Annotated in this window: 20 protein-coding genes; 12 read left to right on the top strand and 8 right to left on the bottom strand. The window is 58.8% G+C overall.

Annotation, left to right across the window (positions count from 1 at the left end):
* The first annotated feature begins 88 nt into the window (after positions 1-88).
* Genes phsA through phsC form a run of 3 tightly spaced genes read left to right on the top strand, consistent with a single transcriptional unit; the run spans position 89 to position 3,716 of the window.
* Positions 89-2,368: a thiosulfate reductase PhsA gene (gene phsA, locus BRD58_RS09565; protein ID WP_069578667.1), complete on the top strand. Its 2,280-nt coding sequence runs from the start codon at positions 89-91 to the stop codon at positions 2,366-2,368.
* 11 nt (positions 2,369-2,379) lie between these two features.
* Positions 2,380-2,952 carry a 4Fe-4S dicluster domain-containing protein gene (locus tag BRD58_RS09560; protein WP_012848682.1) on the top strand — a complete coding sequence of 191 codons (573 nt, stop codon included), beginning with the start codon at positions 2,380-2,382 and terminating at the stop codon, positions 2,950-2,952.
* On the top strand, positions 2,949-3,716 hold the full coding sequence (phsC, locus tag BRD58_RS09555) for a thiosulfate reductase cytochrome B subunit (protein WP_015461550.1): 768 nt from the start codon (positions 2,949-2,951) through the stop codon (positions 3,714-3,716). The genes BRD58_RS09560 and phsC overlap by 4 nt, the downstream gene beginning before the upstream one ends.
* 70 nt (positions 3,717-3,786) lie before the next feature.
* Here the strand turns inward: phsC and BRD58_RS09550 are convergent, their stop codons facing one another.
* The 3 genes from BRD58_RS09550 to pabB all read right to left on the bottom strand — a co-directional run bounded on the left by BRD58_RS09550 (position 3,787) and on the right by pabB (position 7,583).
* Complete coding sequence (locus tag BRD58_RS09550) at positions 3,787-5,154, bottom strand: L-serine ammonia-lyase (protein ID WP_015461549.1); 1,368 nt, start codon at positions 5,152-5,154, stop codon at positions 3,787-3,789.
* 477 nt (positions 5,155-5,631) lie between these two features.
* Positions 5,632-6,204 (bottom strand): CoA pyrophosphatase, encoded by a 573-nt coding sequence (locus BRD58_RS09545; protein WP_012848679.1) that lies wholly within the window; start codon positions 6,202-6,204, stop codon positions 5,632-5,634.
* Complete coding sequence (pabB, locus tag BRD58_RS09540) at positions 6,195-7,583, bottom strand: aminodeoxychorismate synthase component 1 (RefSeq protein ID WP_034168178.1); 1,389 nt, start codon at positions 7,581-7,583, stop codon at positions 6,195-6,197. The genes BRD58_RS09545 and pabB overlap by 10 nt, the downstream gene beginning before the upstream one ends.
* A gap of 142 nt (positions 7,584-7,725) precedes the next feature.
* Here pabB and BRD58_RS09535 point away from each other — a divergent pair, with 142 nt between their 5' ends.
* On the top strand, positions 7,726-7,920 hold the full coding sequence (locus BRD58_RS09535) for a YoaH family protein (protein WP_012848677.1): 195 nt from the start codon (positions 7,726-7,728) through the stop codon (positions 7,918-7,920).
* Between the two features lie 30 nt (positions 7,921-7,950).
* On the opposite strand, the gene purT is transcribed toward BRD58_RS09535, so the two are convergent.
* Entirely contained in the window at positions 7,951-9,129 is a 1,179-nt protein-coding gene (gene purT, locus BRD58_RS09530; protein WP_015461545.1) for a formate-dependent phosphoribosylglycinamide formyltransferase, read from the bottom strand.
* Positions 9,130-9,559: 430 nt separating this feature from the next.
* Between purT and cfa the strand changes: the two genes are divergently transcribed.
* The 7 genes from cfa (at position 9,560) to BRD58_RS09495 (ending at position 18,028) form a co-directional block, all read left to right on the top strand.
* Positions 9,560-10,714 (top strand): cyclopropane fatty acyl phospholipid synthase, encoded by a 1,155-nt coding sequence (cfa, locus tag BRD58_RS09525; protein WP_015461544.1) that lies wholly within the window; start codon positions 9,560-9,562, stop codon positions 10,712-10,714.
* A gap of 498 nt (positions 10,715-11,212) precedes the next feature.
* Entirely contained in the window at positions 11,213-11,422 is a 210-nt protein-coding gene (cspE, locus tag BRD58_RS09520; protein ID WP_012848672.1) for a transcription antiterminator/RNA stability regulator CspE, read from the top strand.
* A 164-nt stretch (positions 11,423-11,586) separates the two neighbouring features.
* Positions 11,587-11,889, top strand: a complete 303-nt coding sequence (locus BRD58_RS09515; protein WP_015461543.1) for a YebG family protein — start codon at positions 11,587-11,589, stop codon at positions 11,887-11,889.
* A gap of 114 nt (positions 11,890-12,003) precedes the next feature.
* Positions 12,004-12,327: a N(4)-acetylcytidine aminohydrolase gene (yqfB, locus tag BRD58_RS09510; protein ID WP_012848670.1), complete on the top strand. Its 324-nt coding sequence runs from the start codon at positions 12,004-12,006 to the stop codon at positions 12,325-12,327.
* Between the two features lie 1,811 nt (positions 12,328-14,138).
* Positions 14,139-14,996, top strand: a complete 858-nt coding sequence (locus tag BRD58_RS09505; protein WP_073382526.1) for an EAL domain-containing protein — start codon at positions 14,139-14,141, stop codon at positions 14,994-14,996.
* 132 nt (positions 14,997-15,128) lie between these two features.
* Complete coding sequence (locus BRD58_RS09500) at positions 15,129-17,186, top strand: S9 family peptidase (RefSeq protein WP_069578664.1); 2,058 nt, start codon at positions 15,129-15,131, stop codon at positions 17,184-17,186.
* A 32-nt stretch (positions 17,187-17,218) separates the two neighbouring features.
* On the top strand, positions 17,219-18,028 hold the full coding sequence (locus BRD58_RS09495) for an alpha/beta fold hydrolase (RefSeq protein WP_073382522.1): 810 nt from the start codon (positions 17,219-17,221) through the stop codon (positions 18,026-18,028).
* Positions 18,029-18,097: 69 nt separating this feature from the next.
* Here BRD58_RS09495 and ompC read toward each other — a convergent pair whose 3' ends face one another.
* Positions 18,098-19,261, bottom strand: coding sequence for a porin OmpC (ompC, locus tag BRD58_RS09490; protein ID WP_012848664.1), 1,164 nt, complete (start codon positions 19,259-19,261; stop codon positions 18,098-18,100).
* Between the two features lie 1,349 nt (positions 19,262-20,610).
* Positions 20,611-20,853 (bottom strand): DUF4060 family protein, encoded by a 243-nt coding sequence (locus BRD58_RS09485; RefSeq protein WP_012848661.1) that lies wholly within the window; start codon positions 20,851-20,853, stop codon positions 20,611-20,613.
* Between the two features lie 216 nt (positions 20,854-21,069).
* Between BRD58_RS09485 and pfkB the strand changes: the two genes are divergently transcribed.
* Entirely contained in the window at positions 21,070-22,023 is a 954-nt protein-coding gene (gene pfkB / locus BRD58_RS09480) for a 6-phosphofructokinase II (RefSeq protein WP_015461538.1), read from the top strand.
* Positions 22,024-22,096: 73 nt separating this feature from the next.
* Here the strand turns inward: pfkB and dps are convergent, their stop codons facing one another.
* Both dps and BRD58_RS09470 read right to left on the bottom strand, forming a co-directional pair.
* Complete coding sequence (gene dps, locus BRD58_RS09475; RefSeq protein ID WP_015461537.1) at positions 22,097-22,606, bottom strand: DNA starvation/stationary phase protection protein Dps; 510 nt, start codon at positions 22,604-22,606, stop codon at positions 22,097-22,099.
* A gap of 307 nt (positions 22,607-22,913) precedes the next feature.
* Entirely contained in the window at positions 22,914-23,150 is a 237-nt protein-coding gene (locus tag BRD58_RS09470; protein ID WP_069578662.1) for a YobH family protein, read from the bottom strand.
* Positions 23,151-23,300 lie beyond the last annotated feature (150 nt).

Raw genomic sequence — 23,300 nt, 5'->3', positions numbered from 1 at the left:
TTCCCATAGGCTGCTTATTTGCTGATGAGCTCAAATAATAAATCTCATTTCTCCCTATAATCATTTTATATAATAAAAAGGAGACTATATGAGCATCAGTCGTCGTTCTTTTCTTAAAGGCATTGGAATTGGCTGTAGTGGATGTGCCCTAAGCAGTTTTCCGCCCGGGGCGCTGGCGTTGAATCGACCCGATGAAATAAAAGGTAAGGCTAGGCTGACGCCCAGTCTGTGCGAGATGTGCTCTTTCCGCTGCCCGATACAGGCGCAGGTGGTGAACAATAAAACGGTGTTTATCCAAGGAAATCCGCAGGCGGCGCATCAGGGCACGCGGATCTGCGCCCGCGGCGGCAGCGGGGTGAGTCTGGTCAACGATCCGCAGCGTATCGTCAGGCCGATGAAGCGCAGCGGCCCGCGCGGCGCCGGGGAGTGGCAGACGATCAGTTGGCAGCAGGCCTACCGTGAGATCGCTGAAAAAATGAATGCCATCAAGGCGCAGCACGGCGCGCAGAGCCTGGCGTTCTCCTCCAAGTCCGGCTCCCTCTCGGGGCACCTGTTCCATTTGGCCTCCGCCTATGGCTCCCCGAATACCTTTACCCACGCCTCGACCTGTCCGGCGGGTAAGTCTATCGCCGCCAAGGTGATGATGGGCGGCGATCTGGCGATGGACATCGTCAACACCCGCTATATGGTGGCCTTCGGTCACAATCTGTATGAGGGAATCGAGGTCGCCGATACGCATGAAATGATGATGGCGCAGGAGCGGGGCGCCAAGGTGGTCAGCTTCGATCCGCGGCTGTCGGTCTTCTCCAGCAAGGCCGATGAATGGCATGCGATCCGCCCCGGCGGCGATCTGCCGGTGCTGATGGCCATGTGTCACGTGATGATCGCCGAGCGTCTGTACGATGCGGCCTTTGTCGATCGCTATACCCTGGGATTCGATCGGCTGGCGGCGGCGGTCAGTGAGACCACGCCGGCCTGGGCGCAGCAGCATTCGGATATCCCGGCGCAGGTCATCGTACGGGTGACCCGTGAGCTGGCCGCCTGCGCGCCCCACGCGATGGTCAACCCGGGCCACCGCGCGACCTATTCGCAGGAAGAGATCGACATGCGGCGGATGATCTTCACCCTGAATGCCCTGCTGGGTAACGTGGAGCGTCAGGGCGGCCTGTATCAGAAGAAGGGGGCCTCCGTGTATAACAAGCTAGCCGGCGAGACGGTGGCGCCGACGCTGGCCAAACCCGGAGTGAAGGGGATGCCATCCATCCAGGCGCCGCGTATTGACGCGACGGCGCCGCAGTTTACCTATATCACCGCCAGCGGCGGCGTGGTGCAAAGCATTATCGATGCCGCACTGAAGCAGACGCCTTATCCGCTGAAGGGGTGGATTATGTCGCGCCATAATCCGTTTCAGACCGTCACCTGTCGCCCCGATCTGGTGAAGACCGTCGAGAGCTTGGATCTGGTGGTGAGCTGCGATGTGTATCTGAGCGAAAGCGCCGCCTATGCCGACTATCTGCTGCCGGAGTGTACCTATCTGGAGCGCGATGAGGAGGTCAGCGATGTGTCCGGCCTCAACCCGGCCTATGCGCTGCGTCAGCAGGTGGTGGAGACCATCGGCGACGCGCGGCCCAGCTGGCAGATCTGGAAGGAGCTGGGGGAGGCGCTGGGGTTGGGCCAGTACTACCCCTGGGAGACGATGGCGACGCGCCAGCTGTTTCAGCTGGGGGGCGATCGGGCGCTGTACGGTGCGCTGCGCGAAAAGGGATATCTCAGCTGGGGGGTGCCGCTGCTGCTGCGCGAGCCGGCCTCGGTTGCGCGGTTTATCGAGCGCTATCCTCAGGCGGCGGCGCAGTGCGATAGCGACGGCACGCTGGGCGGGGCTCTGCGCTTTAAGTCGCCCAGTGGACGTATCGAGCTCTATTCGGCGACGCTGGAGGCGCTACTGCCGGGCTATGGCGCCCCGCGCTTTCGGAATCTGGCCCTTAAGCAGCCGGATCAGCTCTATTTTATTCAGGGCAAGGTAGCGGTGCACACCAACGGTGCGACGCAGTATGTGCCGCTATTGAGCGAGCTGATGTGGGATAACGCGGTGTGGGTACATCCCCAAACGGCGCAGGCGCGCGGTATTCGCAGCGGCGATATGGTGTGGCTGGAAAACGCGATCGGCCGGGAAAAGGGCCGGGCGCTGGTGACCCCGGCGATCCGCCCCGATACCCTGTTTGTCTATATGGGCTTTGGCGCGAAGGCCGGTGCCCGTACGGAGGCCACCCGCCACGGGATCCACTGCGGCAATCTGCTGCCCCATGAAACCAGCCCGGTGTCCGGCACCGTGGTACACACCGCTGGCGTTACCCTGAGCCGCGCCTGAAGGAGCCGTCGATGAATCAGAACGATAACCACTATGTCATGCTGCATGACGAAAAACGCTGCATCGGCTGCCAGGCCTGTACCGTCGCCTGCCGGGTGCTGAACGATGTGCCTGCGGCATACAGTCGGCTGCAGGTGCAGATCCATCTGCCGGAGCAGGAGACGGATGGCCGCTTCCGCTTTGTTCGGGTCTCGTGCCAGCACTGCGCCGATGCACCCTGCGTCAGCGTGTGTCCTACCGGCGCCTCTTTCCGGGATGATAACGGGATCGTGCAGGTCGATAAGTCCCGCTGCATCGGCTGCGACTACTGCGTCGCCGCCTGTCCTTTCCACGTGCGCTATCTGGATCCGCGCAGCGGCGTCGCGGATAAGTGCAACTTCTGCAGCGATAGTCGCCTGTCGGAGGGGCTGGCGCCCGCCTGTGTCTCGGTCTGCCCGACCGATGCGCTGCACTTTGGTCGTCTGGAGTCGGCGGAGGTGCAGAGCTGGATTGGCCAAGAGGAGGTCTATCGCCAGCGGGATGCGCGCAGCGGAGATGTCAGCCTGTATCGTCGTAAAGAGATCCACCGGGAGGAGCAAGCATGAATAGCATTTGGGGTGCGGAGTTACACTACACGCCGGACTACTGGCCACAGTGGCTGGCGCTGGCGGCGGCGCTGGTCGTCGCGCTGCTGGTCGGGCTGGCGCTGCATGGGGCGCTGCGCTACGCCCTGGCGCCGAAGCATGCCCCGGGGGTACCGGTGAGGCTGTATCTCTACTCGGCGGCGGTGCGCTGCTGGCACTGGAGCAACGCGCTGCTGTTTGTTCTGCTGCTGCTGAGCGGGCTGTGCGGCCACTTTTCGCTGGGGCCGGTGGCGCAGTGGGTCGCTCTGCATACGCTGTGCGGCTATGTGCTGATCGTCGCCTGGGTCGGCTTTGTACTGATCAACCTGCTGAGCGGCAATGGACGCCATTACCGCGTCCGCTGGCGGGGGCTGATCTCGCGCTGCCTGCGCCAGGCGCGCTTCTATCTGTTCGGCATAATGAAGGGCGAGGCGCACCCCTTCGTCGCGGATGCGCGGGGCAAATTTAACCCGCTGCAGCAGCTGGCCTATCTGGCGATTATGTATGCGCTGGTGCCGCTGCTGATGGTCAGCGGTCTGCTGTGCCTTTATCCGCAGTTTAGCGCCGGACAGGCGCCGCTGATGCTGACGCTGCATATGGTGCTGGCGGTGGTCGCACTGATGTTCCTGTGCGCCCATCTCTATCTGTGTACGTTGGGGGATACGCCGGGGCAGATCTTCCGTAGCATGCTGGATGGCTATCATCGCCACCGCGCGCACGAGAGCGCACCGGACGCGCGCCCGTAGCACCATGGCGGGGGAGTGGGTAAGACAGCGGGGGCGAATGCCCCCGCTGTGCTATCGCAGCGGCTGTGCCTCAGCCGCACTGAACCTTGATAGCCAGGCCGCCGCGCGAGGTTTCTCGGTACTTGGCGTTGATGTCTTTGCCGGTCTCGTACATGGTCTCAATCACCTTGTCCAGGGAGACGCGCGGCGCGGAGGTGCGCTGCAGCGCCATGCGGGCCGCGTTGATCGCTTTCACCGAGGCGATGGCGTTACGCTCGATGCACGGTACCTGTACCTGACCGGCGACCGGATCGCAGGTCAGCCCCAGGTTGTGCTCCATGCCGATCTCTGCGGCGATGCACACCTGCACCGGGCTGCCGCCCAGCAGCTCCGCCAGCCCGGCGGCGGCCATGGAGCAGGCGACGCCCACCTCGCCCTGACAGCCGACTTCGGCGCCGGAGATCGAGGCGTTCATCTTATACAGGGCGCCGATAGCGCCGCTGGCCAAGAAGTAGCGCACGAAGACATCCGGGGTCACGGGTTCGATAAAGTGGTCGTAGTAGGCCAGCACGGCCGGTACGATGCCGCAGGCGCCGTTGGTCGGCGCGGTGACGACGCGTCCGCCGGCGGCGTTTTCTTCATTGACCGCCAGGGCAAACATGTTGACCCAGTCGATCACGTTCATCGGATCGCGTGAGTATTTGTCGCTGGTGACCAGCATCCGACGCAGCGCGGCGGCGCGGCGCGGCACCCGCAGCGGCCCCGGCAGAATGCCTTCGGTGTTCAGTCCGCGCTCAATGCAGGCCTGCATGGTGTCCCAGATGGCGGTGAAGTAGGCGTAAATCTCCTCTTTGCCGTGCAGCGCCAGCTCATTTTTCATTACCAGCCCGCTGATGGAGAGCCCGGTCTCTTCACAATAGTCCAGCAGCGCCTGCGCGGAGTGGAACGGATAGGGAACCTTGACGTCGTCGCCGCTGTCCTGGCCAAAGTGCTCCTCATCAACGATAAAGCCGCCGCCGATGGAGTAGTAGGTTTTGCTGTACAGCGGGGCGTCGCCGGCGCCGTAGGCGCGGATGGTCATCCCGTTTTCATGCAGCGGCAGGTTATCGCTGCGGAAGACCATACCGCCGTCGCGAGGGAAGATTACCGGGTGGCCTTCGCGGCCCAGGGGCAGCCGTTCGCTGCTCTCCACGGTACGGATAAACTCAGGAATGGCGTCGATGTCGACGCTGTCCGGCAGGTTTCCCGCCAGCCCCATAATGATGGCGATATCGGTGTGATGGCCTTTACCGGTCAGTGAGAGCGAGCCGTAAACGTCAACGGCAACGCGCGTGACCGACGGCAACAGACCCTGCGCCGCCAGATCATCGACAAACTGTTTCCCGGCTTTCATCGGGCCGACCGTATGGGAGCTGGAGGGGCCAATGCCGATCTTGAACATGTCGAAAACGCTAATCACGCTAAAGCTCCTTAAAGAGGCTATGTCTTGTGCTGCTGGTGTAAAGTCGTCGACCGGCGCAATCGCGGGTCACGTGTCACCCGGGGTCGCCGTCACGGCGGCGGCGGGTGGAGTTGTTATCGCCGATTCGCATTAAATAATTTAATGCTGCACAGGCCCCTTTAATGGGGCGCCAACAATAACCGAACTGCGGCGTCGGCGCACGCGTAATTGTGCCACTGGCGTGCTCTCTCGCGCGGGAACGCGGCGATCGGCGGTACGGCGAACTGCGCAAAATAACCATGGGAATATGCTGCCAATTTCCACTTTTCTATCATATGACCCTGTGAAGAGTGAAAATCAAGACATATTCACATTGTTGCTCGCTGGGGGACGGCGACGGTCCGTTTTTGTCGGGTGGCTAGCAAAAACGCGCGCGGCCGCCGCGCCGTGGCGCCGCGCGGCTCGGATAAACTGAGGTAGGGGATCGGCGCCGACTCAGGGCGCGCGGGTCTGCAGGGCCAGGCGGCGGATCATCGCCGCCGTCAGTCCCCAGATCAGAAACTCCCGGTAGCGGGACAGGTAAAGGCGGTGCGCCGCGCCGGCGCGGGTCACATCCAGCGGATGATAGCGGCCCGGCTCCAGCGCCTGCGTCAGGGGCAGCTCAAAGATCTGCGCGACCTCGTCGCGGTTGGGGTGCAGGCGCAGCGGCGTGGAAAGGATGGCGACCACCGGCGTAACGCAGAAGCCGCTGCTGCTGTCCTGCGGCGGCAGATGGCCGAGGATCTTGACCCGGGTGGGATCCAGCCCGATCTCCTCCTGCGCTTCGCGCAGGGCGGTGGCATACAGAGAGGCATCCTGCTGATCGTGCGCTCCGCCGGGAAAGGCGACCTGGCCGGGGTGCTTGCGCAGGTCGGCCGCGCGTCGGGTCAGCAGCAGGGTCGGCTGTGGGCGGTTGACGATGGGGATCAGCACCGCCGCCTGGCGCGTGTGGCGCGGCGGGCGCTCCGGCAGCGGGCGATTCAGCTGAAAATGGGCCACAAAGCGGGCCAGCGCCGGGCTTAGTCGCATCGCGGGGGCGCTCCGTTCGCCAGCAGCGGCAGGATCCGACTGACTTTATCCAGCGTCTCCTGGTACTCGGCCTCCGCCTCACTGTCGGCGACGATACCGCCGCCCGCCCAGCAGTGCAGGCGTCCATGCTCCGCCAGCAGGGTACGGATCGTGATGCTGGTATCCATGTTGCCGCAGGCGCTGATATAGCCGATGGCGCCGCAGTAGAGGTTACGCCGCTGCGGCTCTAGCGCATCGATGATCTCCATGGCGCGGATCTTGGGCGCGCCGGTAATCGAGCCGCCCGGGAAGCAGGCGCGCAGCAGATCGCAGGCGTCCAGCCCCTCGGCCAGACGGGCGCAGACGGTGCTGACCAGATGGTGAACGGCGGGGAAGGTTTCCACCGCGAACAGTTCGGGCACGCTGACGCTGCCCGGCGCGGCGATCCGGCCAACGTCGTTACGCATCAGATCGACAATCATCAGGTTCTCCGCGCGATCTTTGGCCGAGGCGGCCAGGCGTAGGCGCTGCTGGGCATCGTCATGGGGCGCCGGACACCGGGGCAGAGTACCTTTGATCGGGCGGGTAACGATATCGCCCTGGGTGAGCTGCAGGAAACGCTCCGGCGAGACGCTGAGCACGGCGCTGTGCGGCAGACGCAGGAAGGCGGAAAACGGCGCCCGGTTGGCCTGCGTCAGGCGCAGGAAGGCCTGCCACTCATCGCCGCGGTAGTCGGCGCTGAAGCGCTGGGTCAGGTTGATTTGGTAGCAGTCGCCGGCCTGTAAGTGCGCCTGTATCCGCTGGAAGGCTTGGCGATAGGCCTCTCGGCTCAGGTTAGCCTGCCAGCCAGACGTCAGGCTGAAGGGGGCGACGGGGGCGGGCGTCTGCGCCAGTAGCCAGGCCAGCCGCGCTCCGGCGTCCCGCCAGCTGAGCAGCGTCACCCGGCGCCGATGATGATCGACGATCAGCGCCCAGTCGTAGATCCCCTGCGCCATGTCCGGGGTCTGCAGATCGGCGCAGGCCAGGCTGGGCAGACGTTCGAATCGTCGCCCGAGATCGTAGCCCCACAGCCCGAGCGCCCCGCCGCAAAACGGCAGATCCGGCGGCGGCGAGCAGCGGGGAAGATAGCGCGCTATCTCCGCGCGCAGCAGGGTCAGCGGATCGCCGTCGTCCTCCCGGCAGGCGCCGTCCCGCGTGGCGATCCGCGTCCGCTCGCCGCGGGTCTGCAGCGTGGCGCAGGGGTCGGCCACGACAATATCATAGCGGTTGTGGGCGTGGTCGGCGGCGGCGGAGCTGAGCAGCATGGCCCAGGGATGGTGCGCCAGCGGGGCAAAGTAGCGCAGCGCCGCATCGGGCTGGTAGGGAAGGTCACGCTGTGTCAGTTCGGGGATAGCGGTCATAGCGGCGTGGGGGTCTCATCGGTCTGTATATGATTTAGGTCAATTATCTACGGATGGCGCCTGCGCGGCAATCACCACGGCGCTGTTCCGTCCGGCGGGTTGGCTATATACTGCAGCGGAATTAACCGAGAGGAGACGTTGTATGGTTGGCGGTATGCCGGCATTAACCCATGAACAGCAGCAGGCGGCGGCGGAGCGCATCCAGACGCTGATGACGCAGGGGATGAGCAGCGGAGAAGCGATCGCCCAGGTCGCCGCAGAGATCCGCGCCAGCCACCGCGGCGAGCAGATCCGCGTGGCGTTTGACGAGACGGACGACGACGAGGCGTCGCAGTAGGGCGAGGCGCCAGCGGCGCCCCGGGGGCGTTTAGGGGCGGATAACCACCGACGCCGCGCTGTCCCTAGCGCGCTGGCGCGCCGTTTCCGTACTCTCTCCCCAGGCCAGCGCGACGCCGAGGCGCCGCACGCCGTCGATGTGCGGCTTGCCAAACAGGCGCAGCTGGGTTGCCGGGCGCAGCGCCTGCGAGAGATTGGCGAAGGTAACGTCGTCGCTGTGCAGCGACGGCAGCAGTACGGCGGATGCGCTGGGGCCAAACTGGCGGATCACGCCGATCGGCAGCCCGAGAAACGCGCGGACATGCAGCGCAAACTCAGAGAGATCCTGCGAGACCAGCGTGACCAGCCCGGTATCGTGGGGGCGGGGGGAGACCTCGCTGAAGATCACCTCGTCGCCGCAGACAAACAGCTCTACGCCAAACAGACCATATCCCCCCAGCGCCCGGACGACCGAGGCGGCGATCGCCTGCGCCCGCGCCAGCGCGGCAGGGCTCATCGCCTGCGGCTGCCAGGACTCGCGGTAGTCGCCCTCCTGCTGGCGGTGCCCGATCGGCGCGCAGAAGTGGATCCCGTCGCTGGCCTGTACGGTCAACAGGGTTATCTCGAAATCGAAGCGGACCTCACCCTCTACGATGACGCTGTCGGCGTCACCGCGGGCTCCCTGGCGGGCGTATTGCCAGGCGGACGCCACGTCGTCGTCGCCGCGCACGATGCTCTGTCCCTTACCCGATGAACTCATGACGGGCTTGACGAAGCAGGGATAGCCGATCTCGGCCACCGCCTGGCGAAACGCCTCGATGCTATCGGCAAAGCGATAGGGGGAGGTGGGCAGCGCCAGGGTCTCGGCCGCCAGGCGGCGGATCCCTTCGCGGTTCATCGTGAGCTGTACTGCCCGGGCGCAGGGAACGACGCGTTGGCCGTCGCTCTCCAGCTGCAGCAGCGTTTGCGTTGCGATGGCCTCGATTTCCGGCACGATATAGTCAGGGCGCTCGCGTTCGATAAGCGCCCGCAGGCTGTCGCCGTCGCGCATATCGATGACGTGGCTACGGTGGGCGACCTGCATGGCCGGCGCATCGGCATAGCGATCCACGGCAATCACTTCCAGACCGAGACGCTGACACTCAATAGCGACCTCTTTGCCGAGCTCACCGGCGCCTAACAGCATGACGCGGGTTGCATGGGGACGAAGGGCGGTTCCGATTGGCTGCATGGATTCTGTTCCTGTTCACTCGGGGAAATCATCGTCGGCAGTATATACGAAACCGTTTGCGTGGCAACGAGAAAGATTTTATTACAATGAGCAACAAAACGATAAGCTTTAAATAACCTTTTGTATTTCATTGTGTTGACTATGGGCTGCCGGGGATGCTTTACACAATTGTGCGCTATGTCTCACTAGAGCGTTTTCGCCGTCGGAGGCAGGGATATACTGGAAAAACGGGGGATAGACGGGGCGCTGAATAACCACTTCTAGCGCGGCCTTCCCCTCTCGGCGCGTAAGGCGCCGCAGCTTGAAGATTTGTATTATAAATAATATTGTATGATTAATTGTTTTGGCCGGAAGGGAGCCGGTCGCTTAAGACTTCAACAGCGCTGCGCAAACGCAGGAGTGCATCGGGTGCAGCGGGAAGGTATGTGGAATGAGTAGTGCGACCTGCATTGAAGAAAGCGGATTAAAACAGGATAACTGGTACCGTATCGCGGAAGAGATGCTGAGCCGGGCGGGGATTACCATCAATGGCACTCAGCCTTATGATATTCAGGTAAAAAACCCGCAGTTTTTTCACCGTGTACTGCAAGAGGGATCCCTGGGACTGGGCGAAAGCTACATGGATGGCTGGTGGGAGTGTGAGCGGCTGGATATTTTCTTCCAGCGCATTCTGACCGCCGGTCTGGATACCCAACTCCCGAAGCACGCTGCTGACATTGTACGCATCGCGTCCGCGCGGATCTTTAATCTACAGAGCCGTAAACGCGCCTGGATCGTCGGGAAAGAGCACTACGATTTGGGGAACGATCTGTTTAGCCGGATGCTCGACCCGTATATGCAGTACTCCTGTGCCTATTGGAAAACGGCGCAGACGCTGGAGCAGGCCCAGCAGGATAAGCTGAAGCTGATCTGCGAGAAGCTGCAGCTGCAGCCGGGCATGAAGCTGCTGGATATCGGCTGCGGCTGGGGCGGGCTGGCGCAGTATGCGGCGGAAAACTACGGCGTCTCCGTTGACGGGGTGACGATTTCCGCCGAACAGCAGAAGATGGCGCAGGCGCGCTGTCAGGGGCTGGATGTCAATATTCTGCTGCAGGACTATCGCGATCTGAACAACCGCTACGATCGCATTGTATCGGTGGGGATGTTCGAACACGTCGGTCCGAAAAACTACCGCACCTACTTTGAGGTGGCCGCGCGTAATCTGAAGGCGGATGGCCTATTCCTACTGCATACCATCGGCTCTAACCAGACTGACCTGAACGTGGATGCCTGGATCAATAAATATATCTTCCCTAACGGTTGTCTGCCGTCGGTGGCGCACATCGCCAACCACAGCGAGGGGCTGTTCGTCATGGAGGATTGGCACAGCTTTGGGCCAGACTACGATCGCACCCTGATGGCGTGGCACCAACGTTTCCAGACGTGCTGGCCGGAGATCAGCGATAACTACAGCGCGCGTTTTTACCGTATGTTCTGCTATTACCTTACGGCCTGCGCCGGGGCATTCCGCGCTCGCGACATTCAGCTGTGGCAGGTTCTGTTAAGCCCGAAGGGGATTGAAGGGGGGATGCGCGTACCGCGTTAATCTCCGCGCCTGTGCGAGGGCGGCTGAACAGAAAATAGGCGGTGCCAGGGTAATACTGGTGCCGCCTATTTATTATGTCTGACAATATACGCGGCGCGGTGGGGGCGGGAGGAAAAGGGGATATTTTTATGCAATGAGTGACGGCGATAAATGTGATGTCTATCTCGGAAATTGCGCTGGGAAACCCTATTTTTCTGTTTTAAAGATTTAATCTTATATCGTAATGCAATGAAATATATGGTATTTTATATTTAATTTCATTTAATAAACATCCTGAAATAATAATCCATAACGCACCTTTTTTTGCGGCGTGATTAAAAAACACAGCTAACCATTTGCACCCTGAAGTGAAGTGTGTCATTAATAATGGCGTCTTAAAACGGGGCGCCGTCTATGCCGAAGAAATATCTGGACTGATGCTTTCTTTACCATGGTGGCGGTATCGTTAAGAGGCTCAAGCATGCCTTAGGGCAGTTTTTCAAAGTGAAGGAAAGCGTAATGAGTAAGAAAACCGGTCAGGTCAAATGGTTCAACGAAAGCAAGGGATTTGGTTTCATCACGCCTGCTGATGGCTCCAAAGATGTCTTCGTCCATTTCTCTGCCATCCAGAACGATGGGTTCAAGACCCTGGCAGAAGGTCAGCAGGTTGAGTTCTCTATCCAGGACTCCCCGCGTGGCCCGGCCGCAGCCGACGTGGTTGCGCTGTAAGTAAACCGCTTCACCACGGTTGATAAAACCCGCCATCGGCGGGTTTTTCTGTTTTTGGCTGCGAAATCAACCGAACGGTAGCCATTGCTGCGCTGGAGGCTTGCAGATAGCCCCCGGAATCATTTACTGTATATAAAAACAGTGTCCAGGCGAGAGTGGGTAAGATGGCAGTAAATATTCAATATGTTGTGGTGCGCGATGGGGTAGAAAAAATGACCTTTGCCAGTAAGAAAGAGGCGGATGCCTATGACAAGATGCTGGATTTGGCGGATAACCTGAGCGAGTGGCTGGCGCAGGCGCCGCTGACGCTAGAGGAGGGGCAGCGTGAAGCGCTGAGCTTTTACCTGGCTGAGCAGAAAGAGAGCCTGGGGCGTCTGCTGCGCGGGGCCAGCGTAGCATCGCTGGTGGATGCATCACCGACGGAGCCCGCTGGCGAAGAGTCCATCGGAGAGACGCTGGTGGCCTAGTGTATCGCCTTGGCCAGCGTGGCCTCGATAGGCGCGCATGTCGACATTGGCAGCGGGAGGGGCAGCAGGATATCATGCTGCCTTTTCCCCTAGATCACCGCACTGGAGCAACCTATGAAACCCGATATCACTTTTTATCGCCGCTTCCAGGCCGATATTTTGGCCGGCCGTAAGACGATTACCATCCGCGATGGCAGCGAGTCCCACTTTCAGCCGGGGCAGCGGCTCACGGTCGGACGCTACGAGGATGGGCTCCCCTTTTGTGAGATTGAGGTGATTGACGTGACGCCGGTGACGCTGGCGCAGCTGAACGCACAGCATGCTGCTCAGGAGAATATGACGCTGGATGGGCTGCGCAGCGTGATCGAAGAGATCTATCCGCAGGTCGATCGGCTCTATGTCATCGCATTTTCACTGGTACGCGCGCTGGCGGGCTGAGGCTCGGGCGCCGACGCGTTTCCGCCGGTTGCGCTGCCGCCGTCGGCGATGCGCCGTTTGATGACGCGTCGGCCCTATTTTCCACTGCGGAGTACCTTAGCGCTCTGGTTTATTTTTCGGCGACCACGCTTCGCGATGATATGCACAATATATTACCTGTGGATCCATCAATGGGGGATTCTACGCGCCTATCTGCTGGCTGAGATGGCCGGCTGAAATAGTCGCCTTATCGCTGATGCTATTGGCGGTGGGGCATCGTCGTACGCGCTGGGCGTTAATTTAGCGGCGGCGCCTGGGTTATTTCAGTATGCGGCTAATCATTGTGTGAGATATATTAACCCAGCACACGATGCTATTGCTATGCGCTTTTTCCCGCGAGGAAATATCGCGTCGGTAGCGAAAAGGGGCGCGCTCTGCGGTGGCCTCTTCCGCGACGCCATATCCCGTATCGTGCACACGGAGAATCACCGGCGTGTGCGGCGAACCCCTCGGAGGCGCCGGCGCGATTATTAATGCATTTTTCGCATAACTTACTTATATTTAATAAGTTATTTTGATATATCGAAGCGGTGGCGCCCATCGCTACCGAGCTATGGTGCCCTGGTGAGCGTGGCTGTCTACCACAGGCGCTATCGCGCGATATTCCCGCGGTGCCCGGTATGTCCGGCCGGACGAGGCCGTGTCTATCCGGCGTAAGATATACGTCTTATCGATACGCCGATGAAATAGTTCTTCATCGTTATAGTGTCACGCGTAAATAATGTTGCGGTAGCCTAGCGATATCTTCTGGTGCGGGTGTGCTATCGGTGAGGTTATCCCTCTCGCCGAGCGTTACTTCGCGGCGTAATTTATTGCCTGCGTCGCGCCGTTTTAAATCTCACGCCCATGGATATCTCGGCGCACCGTATAATCGGCCGTTCGGATGGAGATTCGCGTTGGATGCGTAATTAAATTGATCATATATATTTTATTTAACGTCGATATTTTATTCTGTGATGAAAAGGAGACACCTGCGGCGCCGCGTTGACGAGCGCCACCGAGAAATGAACGCGTGATTCGCCGCTGATTCGTTTGCCCTCGGCTGACGTTGCTCTGGCGATACGCTGGGGCAGACGCCGCGGCGGGGGATAGGCCAAGCCGATCGCGTAGCCCGAGGGTTTGGCTATCCGTCGGGCGGAGTGGTACGGTAGACGATGCGCTTTACCCGAGTCTCTTTAGCGCAGCGGCGGTATCAGGCGAGTTAGGGGCGAGCCCCTATGTTCGGCTATCCAGCATAAAAAATGCGCGCTCAACGCGGTGGCGCGGGTATTGCTGCAGGGGGGGACGGCGCGCGCGTCTGCGGACCTCGGGCGCGTAGACGCCGCAAGATTGTTAAGATCGAAGTATCGATTCCTTCACGAATGTGATCTGATAGACATATTAATATATTTAGCTATAAAAATAGATTCTAATCCTGATTTTTTGATATATGAAGGATTTTTATTCTGATTTGTCGCAAATCATCGGATTATATAGTTACTCTTACCATATTACCCTCTAAGTGCATGGTTAATTATATCTATTCATTTATCCACTATCGGCTAGAATAGTGGCTGAATCCGCCGGATTAGATAAACTTTGCTAATATACCAAGGATGATTGATGCAATGTTCCAGAATAATAAATATTCACTTTAGTAAATACTGACGTAGCAGATACTTTAGAAGCGATTAATTTTTGTTGTAATAATGGCAAGCTGTCAACTTTGACACTACACGCAGTCAATACCAGTGACTCCTCATATGAGGAGGAAAATAAAATTAGATAGCATAATGAATAGTGAACATTACCATCTCTTAAGTGATGTCAGATCGGTAGCGCCGTCTCATAAGCAGGCTGAGGCGCTGCGGGTCAGGCTGCAATATGCGCTCGCTAGCGACGAGTTTTATCTGGAGTACCAGCCGCAGTGGAATGTTCACGGACACATCCAGGGCGCGGAGGTTTTGATTCGCTGGCAGCATCCTCGCTATGGCATCCTATTGCCCGAGCGGTTTATGGACGCGCTGATGAGCTGTCAACTGGGGCCCGCGCTATTTGGTTGGTTAGCCGAGCGCGCGCTGCCGCTGCTACAGCGGCTGCGTAACGAGGTCACGCCGGACTTCAGCCTGTCTTTGGCCCTACCGCTGAGCCTCGCCGCGAATGAGGCCGTGCTGGCGCCCTTTACCCAACAGCTGTCCCAGTATGGGTTAACGCCGGCGGCGATCGCGCTGATCTGGCAGGGAAGTGACGATCTGCTGTCCGATCCCGCGTGCCTGGCTGGCATGCACACTCTGCGCGAGCAGGGATACGGGGCCGCGCTGGCGGAGTACGGCGAGGGCTATCGCCAACTGGCAGCCCTGAACCAGCTGCCGCTGGATCGGGTGCACATTCCGCCGGGGGTGATCGGCCTGTTGCCGCACCCGGATGCTATGGTGATGGTTCAGCTGATGCTGCGCCTTGCGGATAAACTGGCTATGCGCTGCTGCGCGCAGCGAGTCGACAACGTACAGCAGTTTGAGTGTCTGTCGGCGGCGGGATGCCGCGATTTCCAGGGTGCCTATCTTTTTCATCCTCTGAGCGCGCATCAGCTGGCGGTCGTATGCCACATTTTGAGTGACGCCGACGAAGCGGCGTCGCCTTCTGGCGGGTGAGCCGCCGCGTTATCTCACCTTATTCCGCTTATCTTCCCAGGCATACGACGGTATTTTTGCGTTTTCACCGCCTGCGGATTGTGTCACCCTGTTATAAGATGGCTTGTGTGATGAATCCGTTAGGCATTAACAATGAAAAAGGCACCAAAAGCAGCAAAACATCCCTATGAGATCGTGACGCACGGGGATCGCCGGGTTGATGATTATTACTGGCTGCGCGACGACACCCGCAGCGATCCACAGGTGTTAGCCTACCTTAACGCGGAAAACGCCTACAGCGAGCGCTGCCTGGCACCGCAGTCGGCGCTGCGATCGGCGCTGTTGGCTGAGATGGTAGCGCGTATTCCCCAGCAGGATGCCTCCGTTCCCTATGTGCGCAACGGTTACCGCTACCAGCACCGCTACCGACCCGCCGCCGAATATGCCGAATATTGGCGCCAGCCTGAGTCGGCGAACCCGGAGAGTGAGACGGGGTGGCGACTGCTGCTGGATACTAACCAGCGTGCCGAGGGGCATGATTTTTATGCGCTGGGCGCACTGGAGGTCAGCCCGGATAACCGCCTGCTGGCCGTCAGCGAGGACACCGTATCCCGGCGGCAATATACGCTGCGCGTAAAATCCCTGACGGATGACGACGTCTGGCTGGAGGATACGATCGACGGGTGCGATGGGCATATCGAATGGTGTAACGACTCCCGCGCCTTTTATTATATCCGCCTGGATCCACAGACCCTGCTGCCTTATCAGGTCTATCGCCACCGCCTGGGCACCCCCTGCAGCCAGGACTGCCTGATCTATCAAGAGTTGGATGATGCGTTTTACCTGGGGCTGGAGAAGTCGCTCTCCCAGCGCTACGTGATGATCCATATCAGCAGCACGACGACCTCCGAGGTTCTGCTGCTGGATGCCGATGACCCCGAGGCGCGGGCGCACTGCTTCCTGTCGCGTAGGCGCGATCATGAGTATTCGCTGGAGCACTATGACTCGCGGTTTTATATCCGCTCTAACCGGGAAGGGCAGAATTTTGCCCTGTACTGTGGGCCGGATGGCGATGTGCTGAGCTGGCAGACGCTGGTACCGCCCCGCGATGCGGTCATGCTAGAGGACTTTTGTCTGTTTCACGACTGGCTGGTGGTGGAGGAGCGAACCCACGGTTTGACGACGCTGCGCCAGATCCGTCGCGACGGCGGCGAGGAGCGGCTGATCCATTTCGACGACCCCACCTACGTCACCTGGCTGGGCTATAACCCGCAGCCAGAGATTGCCAAACTACGCTACGGCTACTCATCGATGACGACGCCGGGCAGCGTCTATGAGCTGGATTTAAACAGCGGTGAGCGGCGCCTGCTGAAGCAGCAGAGCGTGGCGGACTTTAGCCCGCAGGACTACGCCAGCGAACGTATCTGGCTGCGGGCGCGGGACGGCGTGGATGTGCCGGTGTCTCTGGTCTACCGGCGCGATCGCTTTGTGCGCGGACAGAATCCGATCCTGATCTATGGCTACGGTGCCTATGGCAGCAGCATGGATCCCGGCTTCAGCACCAGCCGCCTGAGTCTGCTCGACCGGGGCTTTGTGTTTGCGCTGGCCCACGTTCGCGGCGGCGCCGATCTGGGGCAGCAGTGGTATGAGGACGGTAAGCTGCTGCACAAGCTGAACTCATTTTATGATTTTATTGATGTCACGCAGGGGCTGGTTCGCCAGGGGTATGCCGCCGCCGATCAGGTCTATGCTATGGGCGGCAGCGCCGGTGGGCTACTGGTGGGGGCGGTGCTGAATATGGCTCCCCAGCTTTATCGCGGTGCGGTCGCCCAGGTGCCTTTTGTCGACGTACTGACGACCATGCTGGATGCCTCGATCCCACTGACGACCGGTGAGTACGATGAGTGGGGGAATCCAGAGGATCCGGAATACTACCACTATATGCGGCGCTACAGCCCCTATGATGGGGTCCAGGCACAGGCTTACCCCCATCTCTTAGTGACCACCGGGCTCCATGACTCTCAGGTGCAATACTGGGAGCCGGCCAAGTGGGTGGCGCGTCTGCGTGAGATGAAATGCGATGATAACCTGCTGCTGCTGTACACCGATATGGAGGCGGGGCACGGGGGAAAATCGGGGCGTTTTAAAGCCTATGAAGATATTGCGTTGGAATATGCGTTTATTTTAACGCTGTCCGGCGTAACACAATAGACCCGCTTGGGTGAGCTTTAGCAAGGAGTCGTATGCCAATACTGCATTTACACCAGCGCGATATGTACTATGAGGACCACGGCAGCGGCTTTCCGCTGGTGCTGGGCCACAGCTATCTGTTCGATGCCGATATGTGGCGTCCGCAGATCGAGGCGCTGAGCGCCCACTACCGCGTCATCGTGCCGGAGCTGTGGGGACACGGTCGCTCTGCGGCGTTACCGGAGGGGCACCGCTCGCTGACCTGCCTTGCGCAGGATACTCTGGCGCTGCTGGACAGCCTGGGGATCGATCGCTTTGCGATGGTGGGGCTGTCCGTCGGCGGAATGTGGGGAGCCGAACTGGCGGCGCTGGCCGGCGATCGCTGCGCGGCGCTGGTCCTGATGGATACGTTCGTAGGGCGCGAGCCGGAGGTAACGCACCAGCGCTATTTTGCCATGCTGGAGGCTATCGAGCAGGCTGGCGCTATCCCGCCGCCGCTGCTGGCGCAGATCGCTCCGCTGTTCTTCCGCCAGACGCCGGCTCCCGAGCTGATCGCTGCGCTGAGTCAGCGCCTGGCCGCGCTGCCCGCAGAGAGGCTACGCGACAGTATTGTTCCGCTGGGGCGAATGATCTTTGGACGTCCGGATCGCTGCGATCTGTTGACTCAGCTACAGATGCCCGCGCTGGTGATCACGGGGGCAGAGGATCGACCGCGCCCACCGCTGGAGGGATATCTGATGGCTGAGATGTTGAACTGCCGCCAGGAGGTGGTGGCCGAGGCTGGGCATATCTGTACGCTGGAGCAGCCGCAGCGGGTGAACCAGCTACTGCTGACGTTTTTGCAGCAGAGCCTGCCGCGTTAAGCCGAACTCGGCGTGAGACAGATAAAAAAAGGGGCCTGAGGCCCCTTTTTGCTTTCCACCGGAGTGGAATTAGAACTGGTAGACCAGACCCAGAGCAACGATGTCATCGGTGTTGATGCTGTTCGCGCGGGTGAAGTCGTTTTCATCCAGCAGGTTGATTTTGTAATCAACGTAGGTGGACATGTTCTTGTTGAAGTAGTAGGTCGCACCCAGGTCAACGTATTTCACCAGGTCAGCCTTGCCACCGTTAAAGCCGTTGTAGGAGTTCAGCTCAGAGGCCTTAGACTGCAGGTAGGCGATGGACGGACGCAGACCGAAGTCGAACTGATACTGGGCCACGGCTTCGAAGTTCTTCGCTTTGTTAGCGATACCGGTAGAGCCGAACGGCGTCATGTTCTGGGTTTCAGTGTACATGGTGGCCAGGTAGATGTTGTTAGCATCATACTTCAGACCGGCGCCCCAAGACTGGGCTTTGTTACCGCCGGCAACGTTAGAGTTAGCCTGGTTGCCGCTCCATTTTTGCTCGGTAGTACGGTTAGAGGTGGTGTACGCCGCACCGGCGCTGATGCCCCAGCCCAGATCGTAGGTGGTGGACATACCGAAGCCGTCGCCGTTTTGGCCTTGGATCTCACGCGCATTGTTGCTCAGCGGAGCGCCATCCCAGCTGTAGGAGCCATCAGCATCTTTGCCATAGGCGTGGCCATCGTTTTTACCCTGATACTGCAGGGCGAAGTCCAGGCCGTCAACCAGGCCAAAGAAGCCGTTGTTACGGTAGGTGGCCAGGTTGTTGGCGCGCTGAGCCATGTAGTTGTCAGTCTGGGCAGAGGTATCGCCACCGAACTCCGGCAGCACGTCGGTCCAGCCTTCGATGTCGTACAGCACGCCGTAGTTACGGCCGTAGTCGATAGAACCGTAGTTGCCGTACTTCAGGCCGGCAAAGCCCAGACGGGTGAAGAAGTTAGAGGAGTTGCTTTCGGGCTGGTTAACGTTAGCCTGTGCTTCCCACTGGCCATAACCGGTCAGCTGATCGTTAATCTGGGTTTCGCCTTTAAAGCCGAAACGGACGTAGGACTGGTCACCATCCTTGCTGCTATCGCTAGAGAAGTAGTGCAGACCATCTACTTTACCGTACAGATCCAGCTTGTTGCCGTCTTTGTTGTAGATTTCCGCAGCGTTAGCTGCGCCTGCAACTAACAGAGCAGGAATAACGACTGCCAGCAGATTACGTTTCACAATAATATTCCTTCTTAGTTGCTGACCGGTGCGGTCAGGTATGAGATGCCACTGCTTATTTTGTCTTTTCGTGCTACGAGTGAGAACTAAATTGCGTTCCATCTGTCGAAGTAAACACATCGGGCACGCCCTAATGATAGGTGTTTTTTCAGCTAAATAAAAAGCAGAGTTCCATTTAATTTATTAAATCGCGTAATTAATTATGTATAAATGTAAAATGCACCATATTTTATGACATTACGTATGTTTTTTGCGCGCCCGCGCAGCTACCAACGTTTTATTATTCATTGCGCTATCGCGCGTTGACTGTTTGTTCGGATTTTTGACGATCACACAAAATGTCAATGTTATTCCTATTGTTGTTGTATACTTAAATCTCATCATTGTTACTGCACTTTATTTTTACTGTGTCTTAAAGATTTCTTTTAAGCCAACCTTTCGGGTTGGCTTTTTTTTGTAAAAATCCTTTAGTAATCATTATGATTTTCTATCGTCTTTAGCCTTTGCGTCGGTTGCTGTTGATACAACTCATTAATATTATTAAACCATGATATGCTTTTCTTATTATTCTATGGTGTATTGCTAGGTACTCTGTGCGTATATAAGAATCATGTTTGATTATTTGTGCTGTGCCCATTGCGAGTGATAAACCGTGTGATACGTCAACGATATCCCGCCGCTATTATATTAATTCTTAACTCTGTCTTTAACAAAAGATGCGGTTCGAAAGTGGCGGGGTGGGATATAAACATGATGACCTTGGCGGATGTTTTGTGAGAGTTGTCTTAGGTCTGGGGGGCGTCGATGGTGATTATTTTCCAATAGGGGGGAAGCGAAAGACGGCGCCTCACCGTCAATGCCCGGCGGAGGGATGTCATGCGACCTGCACGCCAAACGCCTCGCGGGATCGGCGCTGCGGATCTTCTGCACCTGCATAGAATACAAAAACCCGCCGTAGCGGGTTTATTTGCCAAGAATAACTGCCGTTTTTATTCTACCACATCCTCCGTGTGGGCGCGTTTAGCGCGTTTTGCCGCGCGCTTTTCCACCAGCGTTTTCTGCGGTTTTTTCTTAGCATTTTTTTTGCTATCCATTCCCTTACTCATAGTAGCCTCTCTTTAACTATCGTTGGGTAGGTTGCCTAGTTACTTAAGCGCCGTTGCGACTGAGTTGCAAGGTTATATTCATGGCATGAAGTTAATTCATTGTTATTGATGAAGTTATTTACAGGTAGTGGCTGGCAAGCAACGCTGCCACGCACGATTTTCGAACCGACAGTGCACCGTGGTACCCAGGGGGAGGATGGAACTACTCGGCGTGGGGCACCGCGCTCTGTGTGCCCCTGGTTTTTAGGCTGCGGTTGGCATACCGCACAGTTTGGTCAGATTACGGGCGCCGACCATGACGGTCGCGACATAGGACTGTCGTCGGGTGACGACCTCTACGGCAATGAGTTTATCTCGGTATTTAAGGTGGTAGATGCAAGGCCATCCCTGACGGGTGCGGCCGAAGGCGTTTGCATGTTGGTCGATGGCCGCATGGGCAACAACAAGGTGAGAGAAGTTTGTATCGCCTTTAATGATTCGCTTCATACAGGCTCCCTACATAAATCCATCAATTTGCTCTGTTCAGCCTAGGCTGACCTTTCTGTTATAACACCATTCCCTATACTTCGACACGTTTCAGTCAGAATTTCCGCTATTTAGTTAACAATATCGATCGGCTACGCTTAGCGGGATCCTCTATCGCGATCCGGGGAATGTGAGGCATGCTACGCTGAAACGAACTCTACCGATTAAGGAGCGCATATGAACCCTATCTATACCCTTACGCTGTCTCCCTCGCTGGACTGTTCGACCAGCACGGCCAAAATATATCCTGAGGGTAAGCTACGCTGCAGTCAGGCCATCTACCAACCGGGCGGCGGTGGGATCAACGTGGCCCGGGCCATTCAGCGCATGGGCGGCGGCGCCGTGGCCATCTATCCGGCGGGAGGATCGACCGGCGCGCACTTGACCACGCTGCTGCTGGCGGAGGGGGTGGCGGTCGATACGATCGAGGCGCAGGCCTGGACGCGTCAGAATATGCATGTCAGTGCGACGGCGACCGGCGAGCAGTTCCGTTTTGTGATGCCCGGCGCGGCGCTGACGCCGCGGGAGTTCGATCTCCTGGCGCAACGATTGGATCAGATCCCCACCGATGCCCTCTTGGTGGTGAGTGGGAGTCTGCCGGAGAACATTACGCCGTCGCGGTTTTCTGCGCTGCTGCAGCACATTCGTCAGCGCGGTATTCGCTGTGTCGTCGATACCTCGGGCGATGCCCTGATGGCGGCGGTGAATCAAGGGGGACTGACGCTGATTAAGCCCAATCAAAAGGAGCTGGCGACGTTGAGCGGTCGAGATATGACCCAGCCGGCCTCGGTTTTGCAGGCGGCCCACGCGCTGGTATTACAGGGCGCCGCACAGTATGTGGTGGTTTCGCTGGGGGCGCAGGGGGCGATTGCCGTCGATCGCCAGGCCTGGATTCAGGTGACGCCGCCGCCGATTAAGGCACTGACGACGGTGGGGGCCGGCGACAGTATGGTCGCCGCGATGACGCTGCAGCTGGCTCAGGGAGGATCGCTGAGCGCGCTGGCGATCGGCGGCGTTGCGGCCGGAACCGCGGCGACGCTGCGCCATGGCACCGAACTCTGCCAGGCGAGCGATGTCGCCGAGATCGTGGCTTATATCGAGGCCCACCACCCACAGCCGCATTCATTTTAATGCGCCGTGGATGTGGATAAAGAAAGACGCGGGGGACATTCGCCGCCCCGCGTCGCAAGCGGATCGCCGAGGATTAATCGGCCAGATGGGCCTCGATGAACCACAGGAACTTGTCCAGATCGCGCGAGGCGGCGGTCAGCATGTCTGCGCTGTCCTCATCCTGGGTGGCGCTAATCGCCGCCCGGGTATGGTTGGCGACGACGGCATAGCGCTCTGCCAGGGCGGACAGATGTTCGCGGACGCGGGTAATATTCAGCGGGTAGGCGGCCAGCGATGAGGCGGCGGCGGTCGTTTGCAGCGTCCCCAGCGCGATGCCGCCCAGCTGAACGATACGCTCGGCGAAAATATCCTGGTGGTTCAGCAGCGCGGTGCGAAAGCCGTCTAGCATTTCATGTACCGCGATAAAGTTTTTTCCCTTCATGTTCCAGTGCGCCTGCTTAGTCAGCAGGGCCAGATCGATGAACTCAGCGACCAGCGGCTGTAGCTGGGCGATGGTCTGCTGCTTGATTTCCGGGGCCAGATCGTTGCGGGTGGTCGCCAGAGTGGCGTCCAGAGCGGTGTTATTCAGCGGGGTCACGTTCATTATTATTTCTCCCATTGATTTACGTCGTTTATTCAGTCAGACAGCGCAATAATACGTACTTTTTGTGTCAGTATAGGGAGAGGGATGGGAGGATAGCTAAAGGGTTATCAGTATTGTTTGAATAGGTGCTATCTATCGTTTATGGCCTCAGTGCGTTTTATTTTTTATTCTCCTGGCGCGCTGCCGCGTCGACGTCCGCTTGAGCAGGGCGTGTGAATGGCCGTTAGGCGCCTGATGAGCGTGACGGCCGCGGGCTAGCGCGCCCGCGGGATTATCTGAGGACGGCGCGCGCGCCCTCGTGGTGAGGCTACTGGCCTAAGGGGCCGCTGATGGCTTTAAACAGCGGACACTCGGCGATGCCGATGACGCCGTTGCTATCGTGGATCTGCGTCTGCGTTACCAGCGACCGGGCGGTCAGATATTGGCACTGGAGTCCCAGACCGCCTAGGTTTTTACGGCTGCTGATCAGAAATCCATAGCCGCTGAATAGCATGGACAGATAGATGACAATCAACAGGATCAGGGTGGTTTTTAGCAGACGCATGACAACTCCTTAGGTCCGGCGCCAGCCTGCGGCGCTCACGGTAGAAAATTAGTGAAATATTATCATAATCAGTCAGATGGGCGAGCCTTTTTCCCTTGTTCGCGGCGCCGATATCCGCCAGCGCGCAAAGGGGGCGGGGGATTGTTGTAT

The sequence above is a fragment of the Edwardsiella piscicida genome (assembly GCF_001896205.1).
Lineage (GTDB): Bacteria > Pseudomonadota > Gammaproteobacteria > Enterobacterales > Enterobacteriaceae > Edwardsiella > Edwardsiella piscicida.
The sequence above is the reverse complement of the archived record's forward strand: the minus strand, read 5'-3'. Positions and strand labels throughout refer to the sequence as shown.